Annotated in this window: 19 protein-coding genes and 1 pseudogene; 7 read left to right on the top strand and 13 right to left on the bottom strand. The window is 70.8% G+C overall.

Features of this window, described 5'->3' with window-relative positions:
* Position 1 precedes the first annotated feature (1 nt).
* The 4 genes from ACUYTF_RS04595 (at position 2) to ACUYTF_RS04610 (ending at position 4,460) form a co-directional block, all read left to right on the top strand.
* The gene (locus ACUYTF_RS04595; RefSeq protein WP_434142865.1) at positions 2-622 is read left to right on the top strand and encodes a TetR family transcriptional regulator; all 621 of its coding nucleotides are present in this window, start codon (positions 2-4) and stop codon (positions 620-622) included.
* 202 nt (positions 623-824) lie between these two features.
* Complete coding sequence (gene galT, locus ACUYTF_RS04600) at positions 825-2,087, top strand: galactose-1-phosphate uridylyltransferase (protein ID WP_434142863.1); 1,263 nt, start codon at positions 825-827, stop codon at positions 2,085-2,087.
* Complete coding sequence (gene galK, locus ACUYTF_RS04605; RefSeq protein ID WP_434142861.1) at positions 2,084-3,376, top strand: galactokinase; 1,293 nt, start codon at positions 2,084-2,086, stop codon at positions 3,374-3,376. Before galT ends, galK begins: the two co-directional genes overlap by 4 nt.
* A gap of 55 nt (positions 3,377-3,431) precedes the next feature.
* Complete coding sequence (locus tag ACUYTF_RS04610; RefSeq protein WP_434142859.1) at positions 3,432-4,460, top strand: substrate-binding domain-containing protein; 1,029 nt, start codon at positions 3,432-3,434, stop codon at positions 4,458-4,460.
* 126 nt (positions 4,461-4,586) lie between these two features.
* Here ACUYTF_RS04610 and ACUYTF_RS04615 read toward each other — a convergent pair whose 3' ends face one another.
* The 11 genes from ACUYTF_RS04615 to ACUYTF_RS04665 form a co-directional block, all read right to left on the bottom strand.
* Positions 4,587-5,471, bottom strand: coding sequence for an ABC transporter permease subunit (locus ACUYTF_RS04615; RefSeq protein WP_434142857.1), 885 nt, complete (start codon positions 5,469-5,471; stop codon positions 4,587-4,589).
* Complete coding sequence (locus tag ACUYTF_RS04620) at positions 5,468-6,358, bottom strand: ABC transporter permease subunit (RefSeq protein WP_434142855.1); 891 nt, start codon at positions 6,356-6,358, stop codon at positions 5,468-5,470. The genes ACUYTF_RS04615 and ACUYTF_RS04620 overlap by 4 nt, the downstream gene beginning before the upstream one ends.
* Before the next feature lie 65 nt (positions 6,359-6,423).
* Complete coding sequence (locus ACUYTF_RS04625; protein WP_434142854.1) at positions 6,424-7,722, bottom strand: extracellular solute-binding protein; 1,299 nt, start codon at positions 7,720-7,722, stop codon at positions 6,424-6,426.
* A 140-nt stretch (positions 7,723-7,862) separates the two neighbouring features.
* The gene (locus ACUYTF_RS04630; protein WP_434142852.1) at positions 7,863-8,648 is read right to left on the bottom strand and encodes a DeoR family transcriptional regulator; all 786 of its coding nucleotides are present in this window, start codon (positions 8,646-8,648) and stop codon (positions 7,863-7,865) included.
* A gap of 84 nt (positions 8,649-8,732) precedes the next feature.
* On the bottom strand, positions 8,733-9,032 hold the full coding sequence (locus tag ACUYTF_RS04635; protein WP_434142850.1) for an XRE family transcriptional regulator: 300 nt from the start codon (positions 9,030-9,032) through the stop codon (positions 8,733-8,735).
* A gap of 87 nt (positions 9,033-9,119) precedes the next feature.
* Entirely contained in the window at positions 9,120-10,052 is a 933-nt protein-coding gene (locus ACUYTF_RS04640) for a sugar ABC transporter substrate-binding protein (protein ID WP_449279374.1), read from the bottom strand.
* A 2-nt stretch (positions 10,053-10,054) separates the two neighbouring features.
* A complete protein-coding gene (locus ACUYTF_RS04645; protein ID WP_449279375.1) occupies positions 10,055-11,584 on the bottom strand; it encodes an FGGY family carbohydrate kinase in 1,530 nt (509 codons plus the stop codon).
* A gap of 4 nt (positions 11,585-11,588) precedes the next feature.
* The gene (locus tag ACUYTF_RS04650) at positions 11,589-12,572 is read right to left on the bottom strand and encodes an ABC transporter permease subunit (protein WP_434142846.1); all 984 of its coding nucleotides are present in this window, start codon (positions 12,570-12,572) and stop codon (positions 11,589-11,591) included.
* Positions 12,569-14,077: an ATP-binding cassette domain-containing protein gene (locus tag ACUYTF_RS04655; RefSeq protein ID WP_434142844.1), complete on the bottom strand. Its 1,509-nt coding sequence runs from the start codon at positions 14,075-14,077 to the stop codon at positions 12,569-12,571. The genes ACUYTF_RS04650 and ACUYTF_RS04655 overlap by 4 nt, the downstream gene beginning before the upstream one ends.
* A gap of 166 nt (positions 14,078-14,243) precedes the next feature.
* The gene (locus tag ACUYTF_RS04660; protein ID WP_434142843.1) at positions 14,244-14,687 is read right to left on the bottom strand and encodes a hypothetical protein; all 444 of its coding nucleotides are present in this window, start codon (positions 14,685-14,687) and stop codon (positions 14,244-14,246) included.
* Positions 14,674-15,417, bottom strand: a complete 744-nt coding sequence (locus ACUYTF_RS04665) for a helix-turn-helix domain-containing protein (RefSeq protein ID WP_434142842.1) — start codon at positions 15,415-15,417, stop codon at positions 14,674-14,676. Before ACUYTF_RS04665 ends, ACUYTF_RS04660 begins: the two co-directional genes overlap by 14 nt.
* Before the next feature lie 107 nt (positions 15,418-15,524).
* On the opposite strand from ACUYTF_RS04665, the gene ACUYTF_RS04670 reads away from it, so the two are divergent.
* The 3 genes and pseudogenes from ACUYTF_RS04670 to ACUYTF_RS04680 all read left to right on the top strand — a co-directional run bounded on the left by ACUYTF_RS04670 (position 15,525) and on the right by ACUYTF_RS04680 (position 17,288).
* Positions 15,525-15,956: a hypothetical protein gene (locus ACUYTF_RS04670; RefSeq protein ID WP_434142841.1), complete on the top strand. Its 432-nt coding sequence runs from the start codon at positions 15,525-15,527 to the stop codon at positions 15,954-15,956.
* A gap of 154 nt (positions 15,957-16,110) precedes the next feature.
* A pseudogene (ribA, locus tag ACUYTF_RS04675) lies at positions 16,111-16,707 on the top strand (GTP cyclohydrolase II); the annotation flags it as partial.
* A gap of 155 nt (positions 16,708-16,862) precedes the next feature.
* A complete protein-coding gene (locus ACUYTF_RS04680; protein ID WP_434142840.1) occupies positions 16,863-17,288 on the top strand; it encodes a nitroreductase/quinone reductase family protein in 426 nt (141 codons plus the stop codon).
* Positions 17,289-17,358: 70 nt separating this feature from the next.
* Here ACUYTF_RS04680 and putP read toward each other — a convergent pair whose 3' ends face one another.
* Positions 17,359-18,843, bottom strand: coding sequence for a sodium/proline symporter PutP (gene putP, locus ACUYTF_RS04685; RefSeq protein WP_434142839.1), 1,485 nt, complete (start codon positions 18,841-18,843; stop codon positions 17,359-17,361).
* A gap of 73 nt (positions 18,844-18,916) precedes the next feature.
* The gene (locus tag ACUYTF_RS04690) at positions 18,917-22,489 is read right to left on the bottom strand and encodes a proline dehydrogenase family protein (protein WP_434142837.1); all 3,573 of its coding nucleotides are present in this window, start codon (positions 22,487-22,489) and stop codon (positions 18,917-18,919) included.
* Between the last annotated feature and the right edge of the window lie 34 nt (positions 22,490-22,523).

The raw sequence follows: 22,523 nt of genomic DNA on the forward strand, positions 1-22,523 counted from the left end.
CATGGTACGCCGCCTGACCCCGGATGACCGCCGCGCGGAGATCATCGCTCGTACCCACGAGATGATCGCCACCCGCGGAGCGGAAGGGCTCAGTCTGCGGAAGACCGCGCGCTGGTGCGGCATGAGCGCACCCGGTCTGCTGCACCACTTCAGCGATCTGACCACGCTGCTCGAAGCCGTGCTCACCGAGCGGGCGCAGCAGGAGGCCTGCGCCTATTCGCGCGCGATCGCCGAGATCGACGCGCTCGGCACCCGGGCCACTCTGCGCGACCTCGCCGACATCACCGTGCGCATCACGGCCGAGCGCGGGCTCGAGAGCGTCAACTTCGACCGCCTCGAGATGCATGCCCTCACCGACCCGGCGCACCCCCTGCACGACTATTTCGCGGCGGGCCACAGCACGCGGCTGCTGCGCCCCCTGATTCTCGAGCTCGTCGAACGGGAGTACGAGAACACGACCGCCGTCATCGCGATGCTCGGGCTGGTCACCGAGGGGTTGCGCCGGCGCTGGCTGCGCACGACGGGCCTGCCGCACTTCGAGGCCGACTGGCACGCGGTGCGCGACACGGTCTTCCAGAGCCTCGAGTGCTTCCGCAAGGAAACGGTGCTCGCCGCGGCCTGAGGCGCCGACCGGTCGCGCGGCGGCCGGGTCTCGGCGCGCGCCTGCGCTTCAACCCTCGCCCGAACTTCGGCTCTCACCCGTCGTTCGGATGGGAACCCCGGAATCGCTCCGAAGTTCGGGTGAGAGCCGAAGTTCGGGCGGCCGCCGGACCCGACCGGTGCTCCTCATGGACTCCGGCCACGTCGATGCCTAGAATGTTCACGTGAACATTCTCGATTCGGCCGCGGCCCCGGCACGGATTCTCGGGGCGGGGGTCGTCAAGCGCACGACGCACCTCGCCGACGGCCGCGAGCTGCTCTACTTCGACGACCCGAACACCGACCTGCCGGCCCAGCGCCGCGTCGACGAGCGCGTGCTCGATCCTCGCCCCGACACCTCGCAGATGCGCTACGACGTGCTCACCGGCGACTGGATCTCGGTCGCGACGAGCCGCCAGAACCGCGCCTTCTTACCGCCGGCGGAGGCCGACCCGCTGGCCCCTCAGACGCCCGCGAACCCGTCAGAAGTGCCGTCGCTCTACGACGTCGCCGTGTTCGAGAACCGGTCGCCCGCGTTCGGCCCCGGCCTGCCCGACCCCGACGCTCGAGCCCTGCGCTCCCCCGTCGGCGAGCCGCTCGGCGACGCCTCCCCCGCCGGTATCGCACCCGTCGGCCCCGTCGGCCCCGACGACCCCGCGGCCGGCATCGCCCACCCGTCGCACGGCCGCTGCGAGGTCATCTGCTTCTCGCCCGAGCACGAAGGCTCGTTCGCGTCGCTCACCCCCACGCGGGCGCGCACGGTCATCGAAGCGCTGGCCGAGCGGGTGGCGGCGCTCTCGGCGCTTCCCGGCATCGAGCAGGTGTTCCCGTTCGAGAACCGGGGGGAGCAGATCGGCGTCACCCTGCCCCACCCCCACGGCCAGATCTACGGCTACCCGTACGTGACGCCCCGAACGCGCGGTCTGCTGCGCAGCATCGATGCGCACGGCGACGACCTCTTCGCGCGCATCCTCGCGCACGAGCAGAGGTCGGATCGGATCGTCTTCGCAGGCGAGCATTGGAGCGCCTTCGTGCCCTTCGCGGCGCGCTGGCCGCTCGAAGTGCATCTCATGCCGCACCGCCACGTCGCCGATCTCGCCGAGACCACGGCGGCGGAGCGCGACGAGCTCGCCCCCCTCTACCTGCGCCTGCTGCGGGCGGTCGATGCGGTCTACGACACCCCGACCCCCTACATCGCCGCGTGGCATCAGGCTCCGGTGCGCGTCGGCCGCGAGAGCATTCGCCTGCGGCTCGAGCTGACGTCGCCCCGCCGCAGCCGCGACAAGCTGAAGTTCCTCGCCGGCTCCGAGGCTGCGATGGGCGCGTGGGTCGGCGACGTCTCGCCCGAGCAGGGGGCCGCCCGGCTGCGCGAGGCGTTCGAAGCGACACCGGTGCCCGAATTCGCGCCGGCGAACGGCGACGGCCGACTCCACCGGGGCGCACGATGAGCGCCAGGGATCAGGCGGTGCGGGCCGAGCCGCACGCGCACGGGACGCCCCCTGCGGAAAGCGCGCACGCCGGCATCGCGGCCGCCTGCGAAGCGCGCTTCGGGCGCGCCCCGGTCGGGGTCTGGTCGGCCCCGGGCCGCGTGAATCTCATCGGCGAGCACACCGACTACAACGACGGCTTCGCGCTCCCGTTCGCTATCGGCCAGCGCACGTACGCCGCTCTCGCACCGCGCGATGACGGCGTATTGCGCGTGGCCTCCACGGCGTTCGACGGAGACGGAGACGGAGACGGCGGCCCGCACGAGGGCGCGGGCCACGACGCGGTCGAAGCCCGCATCGACGAGCTCGCGGATCTCTTCCCCGACCGCGACGCCTCGCGGGTGCCCGAGTGGGCGGCCTACCCGCTCGGCGTCGCCTGGGCGCTCGCCGAGATCGCCTCGACGGGCGCCGCCCCGGGCGCGTCTCTCGGCGGCTACGACCTCCTCTTCGCCTCGGAAGTACCCCTCGGCGCCGGCCTGTCGTCATCGGCCGCGCTCGAGTGCGCGACGGCGACGGCGCTCGACGAACTGTGGGGCATCGGCGCCGACCGCAGGGCGCTCGCCCGCGTCGGCCGTCGCGCCGAGAACGAGGCCGTCGGCGCCCCGACCGGCATCATGGACCAGATCGCCTCGCTGCTGGGCGAACCCGACCATGCGGTGCTGATCGACAGCCGAGACCTCTCGACCGAGCTCGTGCCGCTGCATTTCGCGGAGGCGAACCTCGAGCTGCTCGTCATCGATACCCGGGTGCGGCACGCGCATGCCAGCGGGGGCTACCGCGACCGCCGCGCATCGTGCGAGCGCGGCGCCCACGCGCTCGGCCTCCCCTCGCTGCGCGAGCTCGACCTCTCGGGTCTGGAGAGCGCCGCAGCGCTGCTCGACGGCGAGACGTTCCGCCGCGTGCGCCACATCGTCACCGAGAACGATCGCGTGCTGCGCACCATCGCGACGCTCGAGCGCGAGGGCGCCCGCGCCATCGGCCCGCTGCTGACCGCCTCGCACGAGTCGCTGCGCGACGACTTCGAGATCTCGGTGCCCGAGCTCGACCTCGCGGTCGACGCCTCGATCGCCGCCGGCGCGCTCGGCGCACGCATGACCGGCGGCGGGTTCGGCGGCGCCGCGATCGCCCTCATCGACGTCGCCGACGCCGAGCGGGTGCAGCAGCACGTGCTGCGCGCGTTCGACGAGGCCGGCTGGCTTCGGCCCGACGTCTTCGCGGTGGCACCGAGAGCAGGAGCGGGCCGGTCATGACGGCCGGCGCGTCGCCGAACCCTCGCCCGGCACGAGTGCTCCCGCGGAGCGCACGGTGAGCCCGCGCGGCCCGCAGCACCACCGGCCGGCGAATCAGGCGGATGTCGCGCGGCTCGCCGGCGTCTCGACTCAGACCGTATCGCGCGTCGTATCGGGGCAGAGCAGCGTACGCCCCGACACGGCGGCGCGCGTGCAGGCGGCGATCGAGCAGCTCGGGTACCGCGTGCAGGCGGTGGCGGCGTCGCTCGCATCGGGGCGCACTCGGCTGCTCGGCGTGATGATCGTCTCGAACGACCGGTACTCGCTCAGCGCGCTCGGGGTCGGCGTCGAGCAGACCGCCGCCGGGCTCGGTTATACGGTCACGACCGCAGCGGTCGCCGAGCACGCCTCGATCGATGCGTTTCTGCAGGCCTTCGACCGACTCGAACGGCAGGGCGCCGAGGGCATCGTGCTGGCCGTGCCGATCGATCTCGACAGCCCCGAGATGCGCCTGCGCACGCACCGCACCCCGACGGTGCGCAGCGATCGCGCCGCGCTCGACCCTCGCTCCCCCTTCGCCGTCGACCAGGCACTCATCTCGCGCCTCGCGGTCGACCACCTGCTCGACCTCGGCCACGCCAATGTCTGGCACGTCTCGGGCGACGAGTACTGGGTCGAGACCGAAGTGCGTCGGGCGTCGTGGCGGGAGTCGCTCGAGGCACGCGGTATCGTGCCGCCGGAGGCGATCCCTGGAGATTGGACGCCCGAGTCGGGGTACCGCGCGGGCCGCATCCTCGCGGGCATCCCCGAAGCGACCGCGGTGTACGTGTCGAGCGACGAGATGGCCTTCGGCGTGCTGCGCGCGCTCCACGAGGCCGGGCGGCGCGTCCCCGAGGACGTGTCGGTGGTGTCCGTCGACGGGATCCCGCTCGGGGCATATGCGACCCCGGCGCTCACGACGGTGCGTCAGCCCTTCGAAGACCTCGGCCGTGCTGCGGCGCTGCGGCTCATCGCGCAGATCGAGGGCGGCCCGGTCGGCGCGCTGCCCGCGACGCTGCCGGAGCTCGTGCAGCGGTCATCGACCGCCCCGCCGCGCGCCCGCTAGCACCGCGCGCTGCGCCCGCGCCCCGCCTCGTCCGGCTCCGCCACGCGAATGCGGGGATACGTGCAGAATCAGTCGATCATTGCGCACGAATTCCCGCATTCGCGGCGAGAAGTCGGCCGAAAGACCCTACCCCTTGACCGAGCCCGACATGAGCCCCGCGATGAAGTACTTCGAGAGGATCACGTACACGACCACGGTCGGCAGCGAAGCGAGCAGCGCGCCCGCCATCGAGATGCCGTAGTTCGTGAGCAGCGCGCCGTTCGCGAGGTTGTTCAGGGCGAGGGTGACCGGGCCGTTCACCGGCGCCGAGAAGAACACCGCGAAGAGGAAGTCGTTCCACGCGGCCGTGAACTGCCAGATGATCACGACGACGAAGCCCGGGATGGCGATCGGCAGCGCGACCGACCAGAAGGTGCGCAGCATGCCCGCTCCGTCGACCTTCGCCGCCTCCATGAGCTCGATCGGCACGCTCTCGAAGTAGTTGCGGAAGATCAGAGTCGTGATCGGCAGACCGTAGACGATGTGCAGAATGATCAGCGCGGGGATGCCGCTCGGCACGCTCAGCCCGATCATCATGTTGACGAGCGGGATGATGACGGCCTGGTAGGGCAGGAACATGCCGAACAGGATCAGGGTGAAGACGATGTCGGCGCCAGGGAAGCGCCAGCGCGACAGCACGAAGCCGTTGAGGCAGCCGAGCACGGCGGAGATGAGCGTCGACGGGATGACCATCGCGAGCGTGCGGCCGAGCGACGGAGCGAGCGCCGTGAACGCTTCCTTCCAGTTCTCGAGCGTCCACGACGCGGGCAGGAACCATGCGTTCTCGGCGGTCGCATCGCCGATGCCCTTGAAGCTGGTGATGACGAGCACGTAGACGGGGATGAAGACGAAGACGGCGCCGGCGAGCAGCAGCACATAGCGGACGGTGCGCGCGAGCCCGGTCTTCTGACGGTTCGCGCCGACGGGCGTGACGACGGTGCCGCCGGTCGCGATGAGGGTCGTGGTGCTCATGACTTGCGCTCCCGGTGCTGCTGGATGAGATAGGGCACGATGAGCACCGCCACGATGACGAGCAGGATCATGCCGACCGCTGCCGCGTTCGCGTAGTCGAAGCTCGACTTGAACACGAACATATCGACGGCAGGGATCTTCGTCTGGTAGTTCGACGGGTTCGAGATCGACATGATCAGGTCGAACGACTTCAGCGACATGTGCCCGATGATGACGAGCGCGCTCATCACGACCGGAGTGAGTTCGGGGAAGATGACGTGGCGGTAGACCTGCCACTCGGTCGCGCCGTCGACGCGGGCCGCTTCGCGCAGCTCTTCGGGCACCCCGCGGAAGCCGGCGAGGAAGAGCGCCATGACATAGCCGGAGAGCTGCCAGACCGCGGGCAGCGCGATCGCCATGATGCCGAAGGTGACGTTGTTCCACCACGGATTCTGCAGGAAATCGAGGCCGACCATCTGGAAGAGCCGGTTCAGGCCGCTGGCCTTGTCGCCCTGGTTGGCGTTGAGCAGCCAGCGCCACACGACGCCGGAGGCCACGAACGAGACGGCCATCGGGAAGAGGTAGACGGTCTGGAAGATGCCGCCGCCCTTGATCGGCCGTTCGAGGATCCAGGCCCAGATGAAGCCGACGATCATCGCGCCGGCGATGAAGACGACGGTGAAGAGCAGGAGGTTGATCAGCGAGTGCTGGAACGCCTGGTCGGTGAGCAGCTCGACGTAGTTGTCGAAGCCCACGAAGTTCGAGGGCTGCACGCCGTTCGCCTGCGCTGCAGTGTGGTTATCGGTGAGCGAGGTCCAGAAGTTCTGCCCGATGAGCACGTAGACGAACACGCCCACCAGGATGAGCGAGGGGGCGACCATCAGGAGCGGTGCCGCGTATTTGCGCATGGAGTTCCTTCGAACCGCCGACCGGCCCCGCTGCGTGGGCGGGGCCGGCCGTCGGGTGACTCGGGTTATTTGACGTACTGGTCGGCGGCCTCGGCGAGCGCCGTCTGGTAGCCGGCCAGGTCGGTCGCGCCCGCGGTGTACTGGCTGGTCGCGTCGGAGATCGCGTTCAGCCAGGCGATCGGCGTCGCGGCGCCGTGCGCGATCGACGGGGCGATCTTGTCCTCGGCGAACGACTGGAGTGCGGTCTGCTGGTAGGCCGGGAACTTCGAGTTGTCGGTGTCGACTCGGGCGGGGATCGAACCCTTCGCCAGGTTGAAGGCCTCCTGGCCCTCGACCGAGCTGATGGTGTTCAGCCAGGCCTTCGCGCCGTCGGGGTTCTTCGCGCCCACGGGGAGCGTGAACGAGTCGGCGAGGAAGCCGAAGATCTTATCGGTGTTGCCGTTGTCGGCGGGCACCTCGAAGTAGGTGAAGTCTTCACCGTCCTTCTTGTCGGCCTGCTGGAAGGCGGCTACCGCCCAGTCGCCCATCACGTTGTAGGCGGCCTGACCGTCGATGACCATCTGGGTGGCCTCGGGCCAGTCGAGCCCGTCGCGGTCGTCGTTGGTGTAGCTCATGAGCTTCTCGAAGTTCTCGAGCGCGCCCGTCACCTCGGGGCCCGACCAGTCGGTCGTGCCGTCGAAGAGGCCTGTGTAGGCCTCGGCTCCGAGGCTCGACATGAGCACGGTCTCGAGCAGGTTGACCTGGGTCCAGGTCTGCGCGACCGAGAGCGGGGTCTGGCCTGCTGCGGCGACCTTGTCGAGGTCGGCGATCCAGGCGTCGAAGTCGGCGGGCGGGGTCGAGGGGTCGATGCCGGCGGCCTCGAGCACCTCGTTGTTCGCCCAGACGACGTTCGAACGGTGGATGTTCGAGGGCACCGAGTAGATCTTGCCGTCGACCGTGAGCAGGTCGACGAGGTCGCTCGGGAAGGCGTCGTTCAGGCCGTACTCGTCGTACAGCGCCGAGACGTCTTCGAGCTGCCCGGCCTCGATGTAGTCGGCGAGCTCTTCACCGGCGTGCGCCTGGAACGAGTCCGGCGGGTTGTTGGTCTGGAGGCGGCTCTGCAGCAGATCTTTCGCCGCCGAGCCCGCGCCGCCCGCGACCGAGCCGTTGACGAAGGTGAAGTCGGGGTGCTGCTCGGCGAAGACGCCTTCGAGCGCTTCGAGCCCGGCCTTCTCGGAGCCCTGGGCCCACCAGGTGAACACCTCGACATCCTTCGCGGAATCGCCGCTGCCGCCGTCGGCGGCACCGCCGCCCGAGCAGCCGACGAGGGCCGTCACGGCGAGCATCGCCAGGCCCACGCCCAGCTTCTTCTTGCGAGTGAGCATCTTCTCTCCTTTGAAAAACTGCACCCGACCTCAGGGCAGATGGGTGCTTGCTCTCGAATTGTGCCACAGGCGCGTGGCATTCCTGTTGTTTTTGTTCGGAATTGTTATCTTGCTGCGATTTCACCGCGCGAGAGCGTGCGTCAATCGCCGATCTCGGCGACCAGCAGCCCGACTTCGGCATCGGCGAGCGCCGTGCGGGCGTGCTGCGACAGGCCGCTGTCGCTCACCAGCACGTCGAGGTCGGCGAGCCCGGCGAACGTGGTGAGCGCGACGACACCCCACTTCTCGGCGTCGGCGAGTACGACGCTGCGGCGCGCACGGGCGAGCAGCGCCTCGTTCATCTGCGCCTCGAGCAGGTTGGGCGTGGTGCAACCGGCCTCGAGGTCGAAGCCGTGCGTGCCGAGCACGACCGTGTCGAAGTGCAGCGGCTGCAGCGACTGGATCGCGATCGGCCCGGCGAGTGCCTGGGAGGGCGTCGCCTCTCCGCCCGTCAGGATCACGCGGGCACTGCCGAGCTCCCACAGGCGCTGCGCGACCGGCACCGAGTTGGTGGCGACCGTGAGGCCGGGGGTGCGCGCGACGTATTCGGCGAAGATGAGCGTGGTGGTGCCCGAGCCGATGCCGATGACCTCGCCCGGTTGGATCTGATCGGCGGCGAGCCGGGCGATCGCGCGCTTCGCAGTCGGGCTCAGGAGGCCCTTCACGCTCGGCAGGGGCTCGTCGGCGACATGGCCACCGCGCAGGCGGGCGCCGCCGTGGATGCGTTCGAGCCGCCCCTCTTCTGCGAGGGTCGCGATGTCCCGGCGCACCGTCATCAGCGAGACTTCGAGTTCGGCGGCGAGCGCGCTGATGCGCACGGTGCCCCGATCTCGCACGCGCTGCACGATGCGTTCGCGCCGTTCGGGGCCGAGATCGGTGGTCACCATGCGCCCATCGTACGAGCCGGCGGACCTTCCGCACAAGAACGCACAAAACCACTCACGGTGGTGCGGGGCTCGGCACGGGCCGGTTCAGGCGCTGCCGCCCTCGCCTTCCCAGGTATTCAGGCGCATGAGCTTCTCGCGGGGGTGGCGCCTGCGTACTCCGTACCCGGCGGTGTCGTCCTCCGGGATGAAGAGGGCGCCGTAGACCTCGAGGGCGCGCCGCAGTTCGGCCTTCTCGCGGTCGTCGAGGTCGATCACCCCGCGCTCGAAATCGCGCACCTTCGCCCGTGCGAGCCCGGCTTCGTCGGCGATCATCTGCTTCGAGACCTTCGTGAATGCACGCGCCGCCCGTGCCAGGTCGCTGGTCAGCCTGACTTCGTCATCCATGCCTCGATCATGGCCGGGCGGGTGCGCGAAGTCAACGGCGGGCGATCCCTGTCGAGATGCGATCGGTCGACAGGGATCGCGCCGCAGCTACTGCTTCGTGACGAGAGTGCCCGGCAGCTCGACCCGGGTTTCGGCAGGCTTCTCGCCGTCGACGACCTGCGCCTGGATGAGCTCGGCGACCTTCGCGGCGATGCCGGGCCAATCCTGCTTGACGGTGGCGGCGAACGGGCCGCCCTTCTCGATCTCGGCGATCGCGAAATCCTGCCCGTCGACGCCGACGACCGGGATCTCGGCGACGCCGGCCGCATCGAGCGCCTGCACGGCGCCGAGCGCGGGCTCGTCCCAGCCGCCCCAGATGCCGTTCAGCCGATCGCCCTGCGCCGCGATGAGATCCTGCACCGACTTGCGGGCGTCGTCGACGGGGCCGGGCACGTCCACGTGCTTCTCCTCGATGACGTCGATGCCGGCCTCTTCGAACACCTTGCGGGCGCCCTCGGCGCGGGCCTTCACGCCCGGGTGCGGGTCATGGGTCAGCATGACGATGGAGCCGTCGCCGCCCATCGCGTCGATCAGCGCGTTCGCGCTCTGCTCGCCGAGGTCGAGGTTGTCGCTCGTGACGTTGACCGCGATGCCGTCGGCTTCGCCGGCGTCGATCGCGAAGACGGGCACGCCGGCGTCGGCCGCCGCCTTCAGTCCGAGCGAGATCTGAGTCGGGTCGCCCATGCCGAGCACGATCGCGTCGGGCTGCTGCGCGGCGGCGTTCTGGAAGGCGCTGTTCAGCTGGTTCATGTCGCCGGCGGTGTCTTCGACGCTGACATTCCAACCGCGCTGCTCGCCCTCCTCGGTGAAGAGGTCGATCACCTCCTTCGTCGACGCGTTGCCGAGGTACGGCGTCACGACCGCGATGTTCAGCGCGTCGCCGTCGCCCGCGGCGGGCGCCGCCGCATCGGACGAGGCGCAGGAGGTCAGGGCGAGGCTCGCGGCGGCGGCGAGGCCGATCGCGGCGAATGTCCTGGTCAACTTCATTGTCTAGCCTTTCGGTGGAATGCGGGTGCGAGTGCATCGTACAGTGCGCGATGCGTCGCGAGGGTTTCGGCGTACAGGCGCCGGGCGGGGCCCGGCTCCGTCTCGGTGGTGGCGGCCGCCTTCGATGCGTTCCGGCCGAGCGCCTGCCGCCCGAAGGCGAAGAGCGGGGCCGGGCAGGCGACCCCCAGGGCGCCGGCGGCCGCGCGCACGGCGGAGTGCGCCGCCGGGTCGTCGGCCCCGGCCGCGCCGGTCACGATGGTCGCGTCGAACACGTCCGCGAGAATGCGACGCCAGGCCGGGCTCGCCGCGGCGCCGCCGACGAGGGGGATGCGGCTCTGGTCCATGCCCATCGCGTCGGCCGCGTGCCGCAGGCCCATCGCGACCCCGGTGAGGGCGCCGAGATAGAAGTCCATCGGCCTGGTGCGTTCGTGGACGCCGACGAAGGCGCCGCGGAAGTCGCCATCGCGCACCGGGGTGCGCTCGCCCGATAGACCGGGCAGGCAGAGCGGGCGCACGGCGACCGCGGCCGGGTCGGCGACGCGCTCGGCGACCCGCGCTTCGACCTCCGCGAAACCGAGGCCGGGCAGGAAGGCGCGGCGCGCCCAGTCGGCCGTCGACCCCGCCGACTGCACAGCGCCGATGCGCAGCCGGGTCTGCCAACCGGGCAAGACGAGCGAATGGATGGGCGAAGGTTCGCCGCCCCCGTCGCGCGGTGCCGGGGTGACCCCGGCGAGCCAGCCGGTCGTGCCGAGGTAGAGGTAGGCGTCGCCCGGCGCCGACCCGACGAGGCCGTCGGTGGTCGCCCCGGCGTCTCCCATCGCGAGCACCACGGGGATGCCGGTGCGGAGGCCGAGCTCGGCGGCGGCGTCGGGCCGCAGCCCGCCGATGGGCGCCTCGGGAGTCGCAGCGTCCGCGGCGGCGCCGACGAGAACCGGCAACTGCTCGGTGCGCGCGCCGGCCGCGGCGACGACGTCGCCCGACCAGCGCCGCTCGGCCGTATCGAGCAGGCCGGTCGTCGATGCGGTGGTGACGTCGCAGGCGGCGAGACCCGTGGCGCGCCACGCGATGTAGCCGGGGGCGCCGAACAGCAGGTGCTCCGCGTTCTCGAGCGTGCCGGGCTCGTGCTCGGCGAGCCACGCGATCTTCGCGGCGACGTTCGTGACGTCCTGCTGGTTGCCGGTGGCGGCCTCCCAGTCGGGCAGCTGCGCCCGCAGACGTGCGTGCTGTTCGCCCGCACGGGTGTCCGAGTAGAGCAGCGCGGGGCGCAGCGACCGCGCTGCGGCGACCGGGATCAGATCCTGCATCTGCCCCGTCAGGCCGAGCGCGTCGATGCGCCCGGCGCAGCCGCTCTCTGCGACGACCGCCCGGGCGGCCGCCCACCAGTCCTCGGGCCGCTGCTCCGATTCGCCGGCCGGGCCGGTCGTCGTGCCGTAGTCGGCCTGGGCGCGGGCGACGATTGCGCCGGCGCCGTCGACCGCCACGAGCTTCACGCCCGAAGTGCCGAAGTCGAGGCCCGCGATCAGCACGGCGTCACCGCCGCTTCCGGCTCAGCCGGCTGAGGCTGACCGCGAGCACAATGATGAGGCCGGTGAGGATCTGCTGCACGTAGCTGTTCACCTGCATGATGTTCAGGCCGTTGCTCAGCACGCCGACGATACCGAGGCCGACGGCGGTACCGCCGACGGTCGGCTGCCCCGCGCGCGACAGGGTGATGCCGAGGAAGACGGCCGCGATCGACGAGAGCATGAACGGGTCGGCGGCCGACGGGTGGCCCGAGGCGAGGCGCGCGGTGAGCACGATGCCGGCGAGGGCCGAACCGAGGCCCGAAACGAGGAACGCCGAGAAGCGCACGAACCGCGTCTTCACGCCCGAGAGCCGTGCCGCCTCGGCGTTGCCGCCGACCGCGTACCAGCTGCGTCCGATCACGGTCTTCGCGAGCACGAACCAGATGACGAGCGCGAGCACCACGGCGATGATCACCGGCACGGGGATCGGCCCGAGGCGCCCCTGACCGAGCCAGACGAACGCATCGGGCAGACCGAACACCGTGGTGCCGTCGGAGAGGAAGAGCGCGAGGCCCGCGAACGAGGTCATCGTGGCCAGCGTCGCGATGAAGGCGGAGAGCCCGAGGTAGGCGACGAGGAATCCGTTGATCGCGCCCGCGACGAGGCCCGCCGCGAGACCGACGAGCACGGCGGCGACGGGGTCGACGCCGCCGACGAGCAGCTGGGCGGTGATCACGCCGACGAGGCTCGCGAGCGTGCCGACCGAGAGGTCGAAGTCTCCGACGACCATGACGACGGTCTGCACGATCGCGATCATCGCGAGGATGGCGAGCTGCTCGAGGATGTTGGTGAAGTTGAGCGGGGTGAGGAAGACCTGGGGCTTCAGGGCCGCGAACAACGCGATGAGGCCGATGAGGCCGAGCAGCGTGCCGTACGAGGCGAGTCGGGCGGGCAGCAGCGCCCTGCGGCGCGCGGCCCCGGCGGCGGTCGGGGTGGTCGTGGGCGTCATTCGGGCTTCCTGTAGCAGAGGCGGAGGATGGATTCTTCGGTGGATTCGCTCGCGGCGACGACGCCGGTGAGGACGCCCTCGTGCAGCACGGCGATCTCGTCGGCGAGGCCGATCAGTTCGGGGATCTCGCTCGAGACCACGACGACCGCGACGCCCTGGCCTGCGAGGCCGCGGATCAGCTGGTAGATCTCGGCTTTGGTACCGATGTCGATGCCGCGCGTGGGTTCGTCGAGCAGCAGCACGCGCGGGGCGCGCTCGAGATACTTGGCGAGCACGACCTTCTGCTGGTTCCCGCCCGAGAGCTCGGCGACGGGCTGGCGCACGGAGGTCGCCCGGATCTGCAGCTCGCCGACCCGGAGTTCGGCGGCGACGCGCTCGCGTCTGCGGCTCATGAGGCCGAGCGCGCTCAGCGCTCCGAGGTTCGCGAGCGCGATGTTCGCTTCGATCGAGTCGGTCATGACGAGCCCCTGGCTGCGCCGCTCCTCGGGCACGAGCGCGATGCCCGCGTCCATGCTGCGCCCGATCGAGTACGAGGTGACGTCGACGCCGTCGAGCACCACGCGACCCGCACGCGCCCGCTCGGCGCCCGCGATGAGCTTCAGCAGTTCGCTGCGACCCGACCCCGCGAGCCCCGCGACGCCGAGCACGCGGCCGCGGTGCACCGTCAGATCGACATCGTTCAGAGTATGTCCGCTCAGGCTCCGAACCTCGAGCAGCGCTTCGCCGGCCTCGACGGCGCGCGGCGGGAAGACCTGCCCGTGCTCGCGCCCGATCATCGCCGAGACCGCGTCATCGGCGCCGGTCTCGGCGACCGGCTTGGTCCAGACGTGGGCGCCGCCGCGCATCACCGTCACGGTGTCGGCGAGCGCGAACACCTCCTCGAGCCGGTGTGAGACGTAGACGATGGCGGTGCCCCGGTCGCGCAGGGCGCGCAGCACCGCGAAGAGCTGCTCGGTCTCGGTGTCGGTGAGGGCTGCCGTGGGCTCGTCGAGGATGAGCACGCGTGCGTCGCGGGCGAGGGCCCGGGCGAGCGCGATCATGGTCTGCTGCACAGCCGAGAGCTCGCCGACGGGCACGTCGAGGGGGATGCTCTGCCCGAGGCGCTGCAGTTCGGCGGCCGCATCACGGTCGAGGCGGCGCCGGTTCACGAGCCCGCGCGATCCGTGCCGCCGCATCCCGAGATAGATGTTCTCGGCGGCCGCGAGCGTGGGCACGAGGGTGAGCTCCTGGGGCAGCGCGACGATGCCGAGGGCCTGCGCTTCACGGACGGATCGCGGCGCGCGCGCCTCGCCGTCGACGCGGAGCGAACCCTCGCTCGGGGCGATCTGGCCCGACAGCATCTTGATGACGGTGGATTTGCCTGCGCCGTTCTCGCCGAGCAGGGCGTGGATGCGCCCGGCATGGATCTCGAGTGAGAGCCCCGAGACGACGCGCACCGGCCCGTACTCCTTGCTGAGGTCGCGGGTCGCGAGTACGGCTTCGGGCTGCGCGGCCGCATTCGTCATCGTGGTGTTCCCTTCGGGCGCCGCATGCGGCCCTTCTTTCGGCTCACACCAGTATTTCGGATGGAATGCCCCGTCCGGCTCCGAAATACGGGCCTCGGCCGAAATTTCGGCGCGAGCGGGGGTGAGAACGGCCGGCCGGGGCGGTGATACGGCCTGGCGGCGGTCGCTACGCGCGCAGGTGCGCGAGCACGAGCCCGACGGGGATGCTCACGAGCAGCACGGCGTAGAACGCGCCCGCGAGCAGGGCGAGGCCGCGGCGACTGGCGCTCCGCACGTTCCACAGTGCAGCGGCGAGCGCGACGACGAGGGCCGCTCCCCCGGCATCGACTACGAACGGGGCGTGCGCGAGCGAGCCCGCCATGACGAGCAGGCTGCCGCCGGCCCACAGCGTGACGCGCAGGTGGAAGCCGGTCGTGCCCGCGGCGACGGCGTCGAAGTACTGGCGCTGCCCCGCGAGCACGATCTGGGCGAGGCCCGCGACGAGCACGAGATAGGCGGCGAGCCAGCTGCCCTTCTCCAGCTCGAGCGGTCCGGTCACCGCTGCGACGAGGCCGCCGAGGGCGACGCATGCGAAGCCCCAGGCGATGCCGGCCCGCTCACCGCTCGTCATCGTGGCCGTCATCGTGCTCGTGATCGGGAGGCGTCGGGCGGGCGACGACGCAGCAGTAGCCGGGCGAGGGTGCGAGGCACGATCGCAGTCCGTCCGCGCCGACCGAGTCGAGCACGCCCTGCACGTACCGCTGGTTCATCGAGCAGACGAGGCTGCGGTGCTCGTCGGCGAGCGCGTCGAAGGGGCAGTTGTGCAGCACCAATTCGCGGCCCTGCACCTCGGGCTCGTAGCCGAGGCGGGCGAGCACCTGTTCGGCGGCGGCGAGCGATCCATCGGGCGACGCGACCTCCGACACCGTCCCGTCCGGCGTACGCCCGGCTCCCGCCGCATCGGCGGCGCCGCGGGCGTACGCCGATTCGTCGATCCGAGCACCGAGGTCGCCGCCCGCCGCGGCCTGTTCGACGGCGGCGGCGAGCACGGCGCCGACCACGTCGTAGCGCCGCTCGGGCAGCGATACCCGCAGCTCTTCGGCGGATCGGCGGTACAGCTTCGACGGGCGCCCTGCCCCCGGTCCGGTGCGCCCGCTCAGACGCCGCAGCTCGACCTCGAGCAGCCCCTCCTTCTCGAGACGGTCGAGGTGGAACTTCGCTTTCGAGGGCGAGATCTGCACCGCGTCCGCGGCCTCATCGCGGGTGACGGGTGCGTGACGCCCGGCGATGTACTCGTACAGGCTCCGCCGAATCGGATCGGCCAGTGCTCCGACCGCGGTCACCCCTCGTGTCGTCGTCATGCCCCCATTCTAACGCTTGAATAACTTGACTTTAGAAACCTCCTCCTTCTAAAGTTCGAATAAATACGATTTAGAAAATCGCACCGGACAGTCCAGAGGAGCACACCATGTCCACCACGCATCTCACCCGCGGCACCGACGGTTCGACCGGACTCGCCGACGGAGGCGCCCGGCTCGCCTTTCTCCTGCTGCGCACCGTCTTCACGGTCGCGCCGATCCTCTTCGGGCTCGACAAGTACCTGCGGCTGCTCACCGATGACTGGGAGCGCTACCTGGCACCGTGGATGGACGACCTCATCCCCGGCGATGCGCGCACCGCGATGATGATCGTCGGCGCGATCGAGATCGTCGCGGGCATCGTCGTCGCGATCGTGCCCCGCTTCGGCGGTCTGCTCGTCGCCGTCTGGCTCGCGGGCATCATCGTCAGCCTGGTCTCGGTCGGCGGCTACCTCGACATCGCCCTCCGCGATTTCGGCCTCCTCGTCTCGGCGCTCGCGCTCTCGGCGCTCGCCTTCGACCGCCGCGCGCACCGCGCCTGATCCCGCCCCACTCCCCCAACCCTCCCCGGAAGAATCAGTCATGCACCCCGACACCATCGAGCGGCCGTTCGCCGCAGCAGACGCCGCGGCGGTCGCAGCGACCCCGGCCCTCGACCGCCCCGACCTCGGCGCCGCCGCTCCGCGACCGGTGCCCGTCGAACGGCGGGCGGTGGCGATGCTGCCGACCGCCCACGGCGTCTTCCGCACCATCGCCTACCGCGACGAGGCGGCAGGAGTCGATCACCTCGCCCTGATCGCGGACGGCGCGCTGAGCGAGCAGGCGCCGCTCGTGCGCGTGCATTCCGAGTGCCTCACCGGAGAAGCATTCGGATCCCTGAAATGCGACTGCGGGCCGCAGCTCCAGGCGGCGCTCGAGATGATCCACGAGCACGGCGGCGTCGTGCTCTACCTGCGCGGGCACGAGGGGCGAGGCATCGGGCTCGCGAACAAGATCAGCGCATACCGGTTGCAGGAGTCGGGCGCCGACACGCTCACCGCGAATCTCGAGCTCGGCCTGCCCGCCGACGCCCGCGACTACCGGGCCGCGGCCGAGATGCTGGACGACCTCGGCATCGGCCGGGTGCGGCTGCTCACCAACAACCCCGACAAGGTCGCGCAGCTCGCCGGCGCTGGCATCGACGTCGACGAGCGCGTCGGGCTCGTGGTCGGCGTCGGCCCGCACAATCGGCAGTACCTCGAGACCAAGCGCGAGCGCATGGGGCACCTCATCCCCAGCCCCGCGCTCATCTAGCGCGAAGCCACCCCCGCCGACTCCATTCCCCCCGAAGCCGACGGGGGTTCCGCACGCATCGGCCGGGGAGCATCGGCTCGGGAATAGTGCACAGGCGCGCCGCTGTTGTAGGCAGCAGACGAGGCACGCACCCCAACGGATAGGAGCCCTCGACCATGACGAACAAGTTCTCGGAGTTCAACGACGGCATCATCGCGGAGTTCCGTGCGAACGACGGCAACGTCGGCGGCTTCGGCGACTCGCTGCTGCTCGTGCACCACACCGGCGCGAAGAGCGGCGTGGAGCGCATCACGCCGTCCATGAGCATCCGGGACACCGACAACACCTGGCTGATCGCCGCATCGAAGGGCGGCGCGCCCCAGAACCCCGCCTGGTACCACAACCTGCTCGCGCACCCCGATACGACCGTCGAGGCCGCCGGCCGGGGCGAGTTCGCGGTGTGCGCGGAGGAGCTCGTCGGCGAAGAGCGCGACCGCGCCTGGGAGGGCTTCAAGGCGCTGAGCCCGGGATTCGCGCAGTACGAGCGCATGACCGACCGCACCATCCCCGTGATGCGCCTGACGCGCCGCGTCGACGCTTAGCCTGCGACCTCGCTCAGGGCGACCACCGCGTTCGCAGGGCCCGAGTATCGGCCGACGAGCGGGCACCGGCTCAGCTCACGACGACCATGGCGCCGGTGTCGCTGAACTCCCGTTCGATCTCATCGTTGCGGCGGTAGGTCGCGAGGCTCACGACGACGGCTACGACCGTCGCGACGATGAACGCGGGCAGCAGCTCGTAGAGGCCCGTTTCGAATGCCTTCCAGATGAAGACTGTCGCGGTACCCGTGACCATGCCGGCGAGCGCGCCCCAGTTGGTGAGCTTGCGCCAGTACAGGCTCAGCAGCACGATCGGCCCGAAGGCGGCGCCGAAGCCCGCCCAGGCGAAGCTCACGAGCCCGAGCACGGTGTCGTTCGGCACGAGCGCGAGAATCGCGGCGATGATCGCGACGCCGAGCACGCAGGCGCGCCCCAGCACGACGAGCGTCTTCTCGGGCGGTGGCGTCTTGCGCACGACCTTGTAGAGGTCTTCGACGAGGGCCGACGAGCAGACAATGAGCTGGCTCGAGAAGGTGCTCATGATCGCGGCGAGCACCGCGGCCAGTACGAGGCCCGAGACGAGCGGGTGCAGGAGCGTCTGCGACATCATGAGCAGCACGGTCTCGGGGTCGGCGAGATCGATGTCGTTCTTCGCGACATAGGCGACGCCGATGAGCCCCGCGAGCACCGCGCCCGCGAGCGACACGATCTGCCAGGTGATGCCGATGCGGCGCCCCGCCTTCGCATCAGCGGGCTTCCGCAGCGCCATGAACCGCACGATGATGTGCGGCTGGCCGAAGTAACCGAGACCCCAGGCGAGGCCCGAGGCGATGCCGAGAATGGTGACGCTCGTCGCCCCGGCCTCGCCGAAGACGTTGAAGTGCTCGGGGCGCAGCGAGGTGATCAGCTCGGTCGCCTCGCCGACGCCGCCGACGGCGATGATGGCGGCCACCGGCACGACGACCACGGCGATGACGAGCATGAGGCCCTGCACCACGTCCGTGAGGGAGGCGCCGAGGAACCCGCCGAACATCGTGTACGCGAGGGTGACGACGGTGACGAGCAGCATGCCGAGCATGTAGCTCGAGCCGAACGCGCTCTCGAAGAACTTGCCGCCGGCGACCATGCCCGACGAGATGTAGAGGGTGAAGAACACCAGGATGACGAGGCTCGACACCACGCGGAGGATGCGGGTGCTGTCGCGCAGGCGGTTCTCGAAGAAGCTCGGGATCGTGATCGAGTTCTTCGACACCTGCGTGTAGGCGCGCAGCCTCGGGGCGACGAGCCGCCAGTTGAGGTAGGCGCCGATGGTGAGGCCGACCGCGATCCAGCCCTCGATGAGGCCCGCGACATAGACGGCTCCCGGCAGACCCATGATGAGCCAGCCCGACATGTCGGAGGCGCCGGCGCTGAGCGCCGCAACCCACGGCGGGAGGTTGCGCCCGCCGAGCATGTAATCCTCGTGGTCGCTCGTCTTGCGCGCGGCGAAGACGCCGATGGCGATCATCGCGGCGAAGTAGACCCCCAGCGCAATGTACAGATACACCTGGTTGGACATCATCATCCTTTCCTGTCTGGCCCCAGCGGGCCGATGGGCCGGGTCTGTCGAGACTACCGGCCCGCGCACCGGGCTACAGCAGCCCGTCCGAAAGCGTGTTCGGCGTACCGAAGCGGTGCGCCGTGATCGAGACCGCCTGTTCATGGAGGTGCGGCAGCATTTCGACGCGGCCGGCCGATACGACCTCGCCGCCGTACACCGCCACGTCGGGCTTGCCGCCGGCAGCGGCGTGCACGCCCGCCACGACCGAAGCCCGCGAGTCGCCCGCGACGATGCGTACCCGCGCTCCGGCGTGCGGGCCCTGCCGCGCCGCGAGCGAGGCGACGCGCGCCGCCCACGCGGCATCGTCGTCGAAGTGCACCTCGACCGCGGCGAGCCTCAGCGCATCGATGATCGGCTGCGGCAGCGCGACCGGCGTGCTGAGCTCGGGGGTCGCCCCGGCGGCGATGCCGGCCGCGACCGCCCGCACGACCTGCACGGCCGTCGCATCGGCCGCTGCGCGGATCACGACCGGCACCGGCAGGTAGCGCAGCAGGTTGCGCTCGACGCCGAGCTGCGAGGCGTCGCGGGCCGCCCCGAACTCCTCGGCCCAGGCGGTCGCGTCCGAACCGAGGGCCGCACGCAGCCACTCGAGCTCTTCGCCCGTGATCCCCGTGCGCTGGGCGGCGGCGAAGAGCGGGGCGGCGGCCGGGCGGGGGGCACGGGGCTCGGCGGCGACCGGGGCATCGACCCAGTCGCCGAGCCCATGCAGGTAGTTCGGCCCGCCGGCCTTCGTGCCCGCACCGATCGCCGACTTCTTCCAGCCGCCGAACGACTGGCGGCGCACGATCGCGCCCGTGATGCCGCGGTTGACATACAGGTTGCCGGCCTCGATGCGGCCCGCCCACCGCGCGAGCTCGTCGCGGTCGAGCGAGTGCAGGCCGCTCGTGAGGCCGTAGTCGATCTCGTTGACCATGTCGATCGCCTCGTCGAGGGTGCCGGCGGTCATCAGGCCGAGAATGGGGCCGAAGTACTCGGTGAGGTGGTACTCCGAGCCGCGCCGCACCCCATCGCGCACGCCCGGGCTCCACAGCTTGTTGCCGCCGCGCCGGTCGGCCGCGAGCGGGCTGCCGCTCTCGATCGGGCGCGGTTCGACGAGCCAGGTCTCGCCCTCGCCGAGAGTCGTGAGGCCGCGCAGCAGCTTGCCGTCGGGCGCGGTGATGATGGGGCCCATCTGGGTCTCGAGGTGCTCGGGGGTGCCGACCTCCAGGGATCGCACGGCATCGAGCAGCTGCCCGCGGAAGCGCTTCGATGTCGCGACCGACCCGACCATGATGACGAGGGACGCCGCCGAGCACTTCTGGCCGGCATGGCCGAAGGCCGACTGCACGACGTCTTTCGCCGCGAGGTCGAGGTCGGCGTTCGGAGTGACGATGATGGCGTTCTTGCCGCTCGTCTCGGCGAGGATCGGCAGGTCGCGCCGCAGTTCGCGGAACGCCACCGCGGTCTCGTAGGCGCCGGTGAGGATGAGCCGGTCGACGCGCGGGTCGGCGACGAGCTGCGAACCGAGTGCACGATCCTCGAACTGCACGAGCTGCAGCACGTCGCGCGGCACGCCCGCCTCCCACAGCGCTTCGACCATGACCGCGCCCGAACGCGCCGAGTTGGTGGCGGGCTTGATGACGACGGAGGAGCCCGCGGCGAGCGCGGCGAGCGCACCCCCCGCAGGGATCGCGACCGGGAAGTTCCACGGCGGGATGACGGCGGTGAGCTTCTGCGGCCGGTAGGCGGCGCCGTCCACGCGATCGAGCTGCTGGCCGAGCATCGCGTAGTAGTTGGCGAAGTCGATGGCCTCCGACACCTCGGGGTCGCCCTGGTCGAGCGTCTTGCCGCACTCCGAGCCCATGACTTCGAGCAGGGCGCCGCGGCGATTCTCGAGCTGCTCGCCTGCGCGGTACAGGATGCGGGCGCGCTCGTCGGCGCCGAGCGCCTGCCACGCGGCGGCGGCGGCGATGCCTCGGGCGATGATCGCGTCGAGGTCGTCTGCGGAGTCGACCTGCGCTGCGGCGACGAGGTCGACTCCGAGCCGCGAGCCGACCATGCGGCCCGCGATGGCCCGCCCCCAGGCGCGGTTGCCGGCGAGATCGGGGTCGCTGTCGGGGGTGTTCGCGAACCCGCCTGCGCGCCCGGCAGCGACGCTTGCTTCGATGCGCGCTTCGGCGCCCGCGTCGTCGTACGCGGCGCGATCCTGATCTCGGTTGGCGGGCGGCACCGCGTAGTCCGCTGGGTCGCCGCCCGCGGTGATCGCCCCGAGCGCGTCGAGCGAGGCGAGGAAGCGCTGCTGCTCGCGCGCGAAGAGGGCCGCGTCGTCGCTGAGCTCGAACACGGCCGACATGAAGTTCTCGTGGCTCGCGCCTTCTTCGAGACGGCGGATGAGGTAGGCGATCGCGACGTCGAACTCCTCGGGATGCACCACGGGCACGTAGAGCAGCAGTGAGCCGACCTCGCGCCGTACGGCCTCGGCCTGCCCGGTCGCCATGCCGAGGAGCATCTCGAACTCGATCGCCGGCCGGCCCGCAGTGCCCGGGCCGGCGACCCCGCGCGCCTGCGCGAGCAGCCAGGCGAGGGCGACGTCGAAGAGGTTGTGGCCGGCGATGCCGACCCGTACGTTCCGCACGTGCTCGGGGGTGAGGGCGTAATCGAGTACGGCCTTGTAGCTCGTGTCCGACTCCTGCTTGCTGCCCCAGGTGGCTGCCGGCCAACCGTGAACGGCGGCGTCGACGAGCTCCATGGGCAGGTTGGCGCCCTTCACGAGACGCACCTTGATGGGGGCGCCGCCGCGGGCGACACGGGCGGCCGACCACTCCTGCAGGTGCATCATCGCGGCGAGCGCATCGGGCAGGTACGCCTGCAGCACGATGCCGGCTTCGAGCTGCAGGAAATCGGGGCGGTCGAGGATGCGGGTGAACACCTCGAGAGTGAGGTCGAGATCCTTGTACTCCTCCATGTCGAGGTTGATGAACTTCTGCGGCGAGGCCGCGGCGGCGCGTTCGAAGAGCGGCAGCAGGCGCTGCTCGATGCCCCGGGCCGCCTCGTCGAAGGCCCAGTGGTTGTGCGGGGCGACGGTCGATGAGACCTTGATCGAGACGTAGTCGACATCGGGGCGGGCGAGCAGTCGATGGGTCCCGGCGATACGCCGCTCCGCCTCCTCTTGTCCGAGGATGGCTTCGCCGAGCAGGTTGATGTTGAGGCGGGCACCGCTGCGCTTGATCTTCGCGATGGCGGGGCCGAGCTTCGCGTCGCTCGCATCGATGATGAGGTGGCCCACCATTTCGCGCAGCACCCTGCGGGCGATGGGCACGACGACGCCGGGCATGAGCTTCGCGGTCGCACCGCCGAGGCCGATCGCCGCGCGCATGGGGGCGGGGAGGAACTCCGGGGTGAGCGGTACGAGCTGCCCCAGCTTCTTCGCGGCGACGCCGAGGTCTTCGGGGCGCACGACCCCGTCGACGAAGCCGACCGTGAAGTCGAGGCCGTTCGGGTCGCGCAGAACGCCCGCGAGTCGCTCCGCAGAGGCATCGGCAGGGATCTCCGCGGCCTCGGCGAGCCAGCGCCGCACCAGGGCGATGGCGTCGTCGGCGAGATCCTGGGGGCGAGCAGTCGTCATTGAGGTGCCTTTCGAGTGCCGGTGCTCCCGGGTT

Source organism: Leucobacter sp. GX0328 (assembly GCF_053567315.1).

Bases quoted from the DNA above. Each gene is read 5' to 3' on its own strand.
- galK (WP_434142861.1), top strand. From the start codon at position 2,084: ATGAGCGCCAGGGATCAGGCGGTGCGGGCCGAGCCGCACGCGCACGGG.
- ACUYTF_RS04595 (WP_434142865.1), top strand. From the start codon at position 2: ATGGTACGCCGCCTGACCCCGGATGACCGCCGCGCGGAGATCATCGCT.
- ACUYTF_RS04615 (WP_434142857.1), bottom strand. From the start codon at position 5,471: ATGAGCACCACGACCCTCATCGCGACCGGCGGCACCGTCGTCACGCCC.
- putP (WP_434142839.1), bottom strand. From the start codon at position 18,843: ATGTCCAACCAGGTGTATCTGTACATTGCGCTGGGGGTCTACTTCGCC.
- ACUYTF_RS04630 (WP_434142852.1), bottom strand. From the start codon at position 8,648: ATGGTGACCACCGATCTCGGCCCCGAACGGCGCGAACGCATCGTGCAG.
- ACUYTF_RS04625 (WP_434142854.1), bottom strand. From the start codon at position 7,722: ATGCTCACTCGCAAGAAGAAGCTGGGCGTGGGCCTGGCGATGCTCGCC.
- ACUYTF_RS04670 (WP_434142841.1), top strand. From the start codon at position 15,525: ATGTCCACCACGCATCTCACCCGCGGCACCGACGGTTCGACCGGACTC.
- ACUYTF_RS04665 (WP_434142842.1), bottom strand. From the start codon at position 15,417: ATGACGACGACACGAGGGGTGACCGCGGTCGGAGCACTGGCCGATCCG.
- ACUYTF_RS04680 (WP_434142840.1), top strand. From the start codon at position 16,863: ATGACGAACAAGTTCTCGGAGTTCAACGACGGCATCATCGCGGAGTTC.
- ACUYTF_RS04635 (WP_434142850.1), bottom strand. From the start codon at position 9,032: ATGGATGACGAAGTCAGGCTGACCAGCGACCTGGCACGGGCGGCGCGT.
- ACUYTF_RS04690 (WP_434142837.1), bottom strand. From the start codon at position 22,489: ATGACGACTGCTCGCCCCCAGGATCTCGCCGACGACGCCATCGCCCTG.
- ACUYTF_RS04660 (WP_434142843.1), bottom strand. From the start codon at position 14,687: ATGACGAGCGGTGAGCGGGCCGGCATCGCCTGGGGCTTCGCATGCGTC.
- ACUYTF_RS04650 (WP_434142846.1), bottom strand. From the start codon at position 12,572: ATGACGCCCACGACCACCCCGACCGCCGCCGGGGCCGCGCGCCGCAGG.
- ACUYTF_RS04655 (WP_434142844.1), bottom strand. From the start codon at position 14,077: ATGACGAATGCGGCCGCGCAGCCCGAAGCCGTACTCGCGACCCGCGAC.
- ACUYTF_RS04620 (WP_434142855.1), bottom strand. From the start codon at position 6,358: ATGCGCAAATACGCGGCACCGCTCCTGATGGTCGCCCCCTCGCTCATC.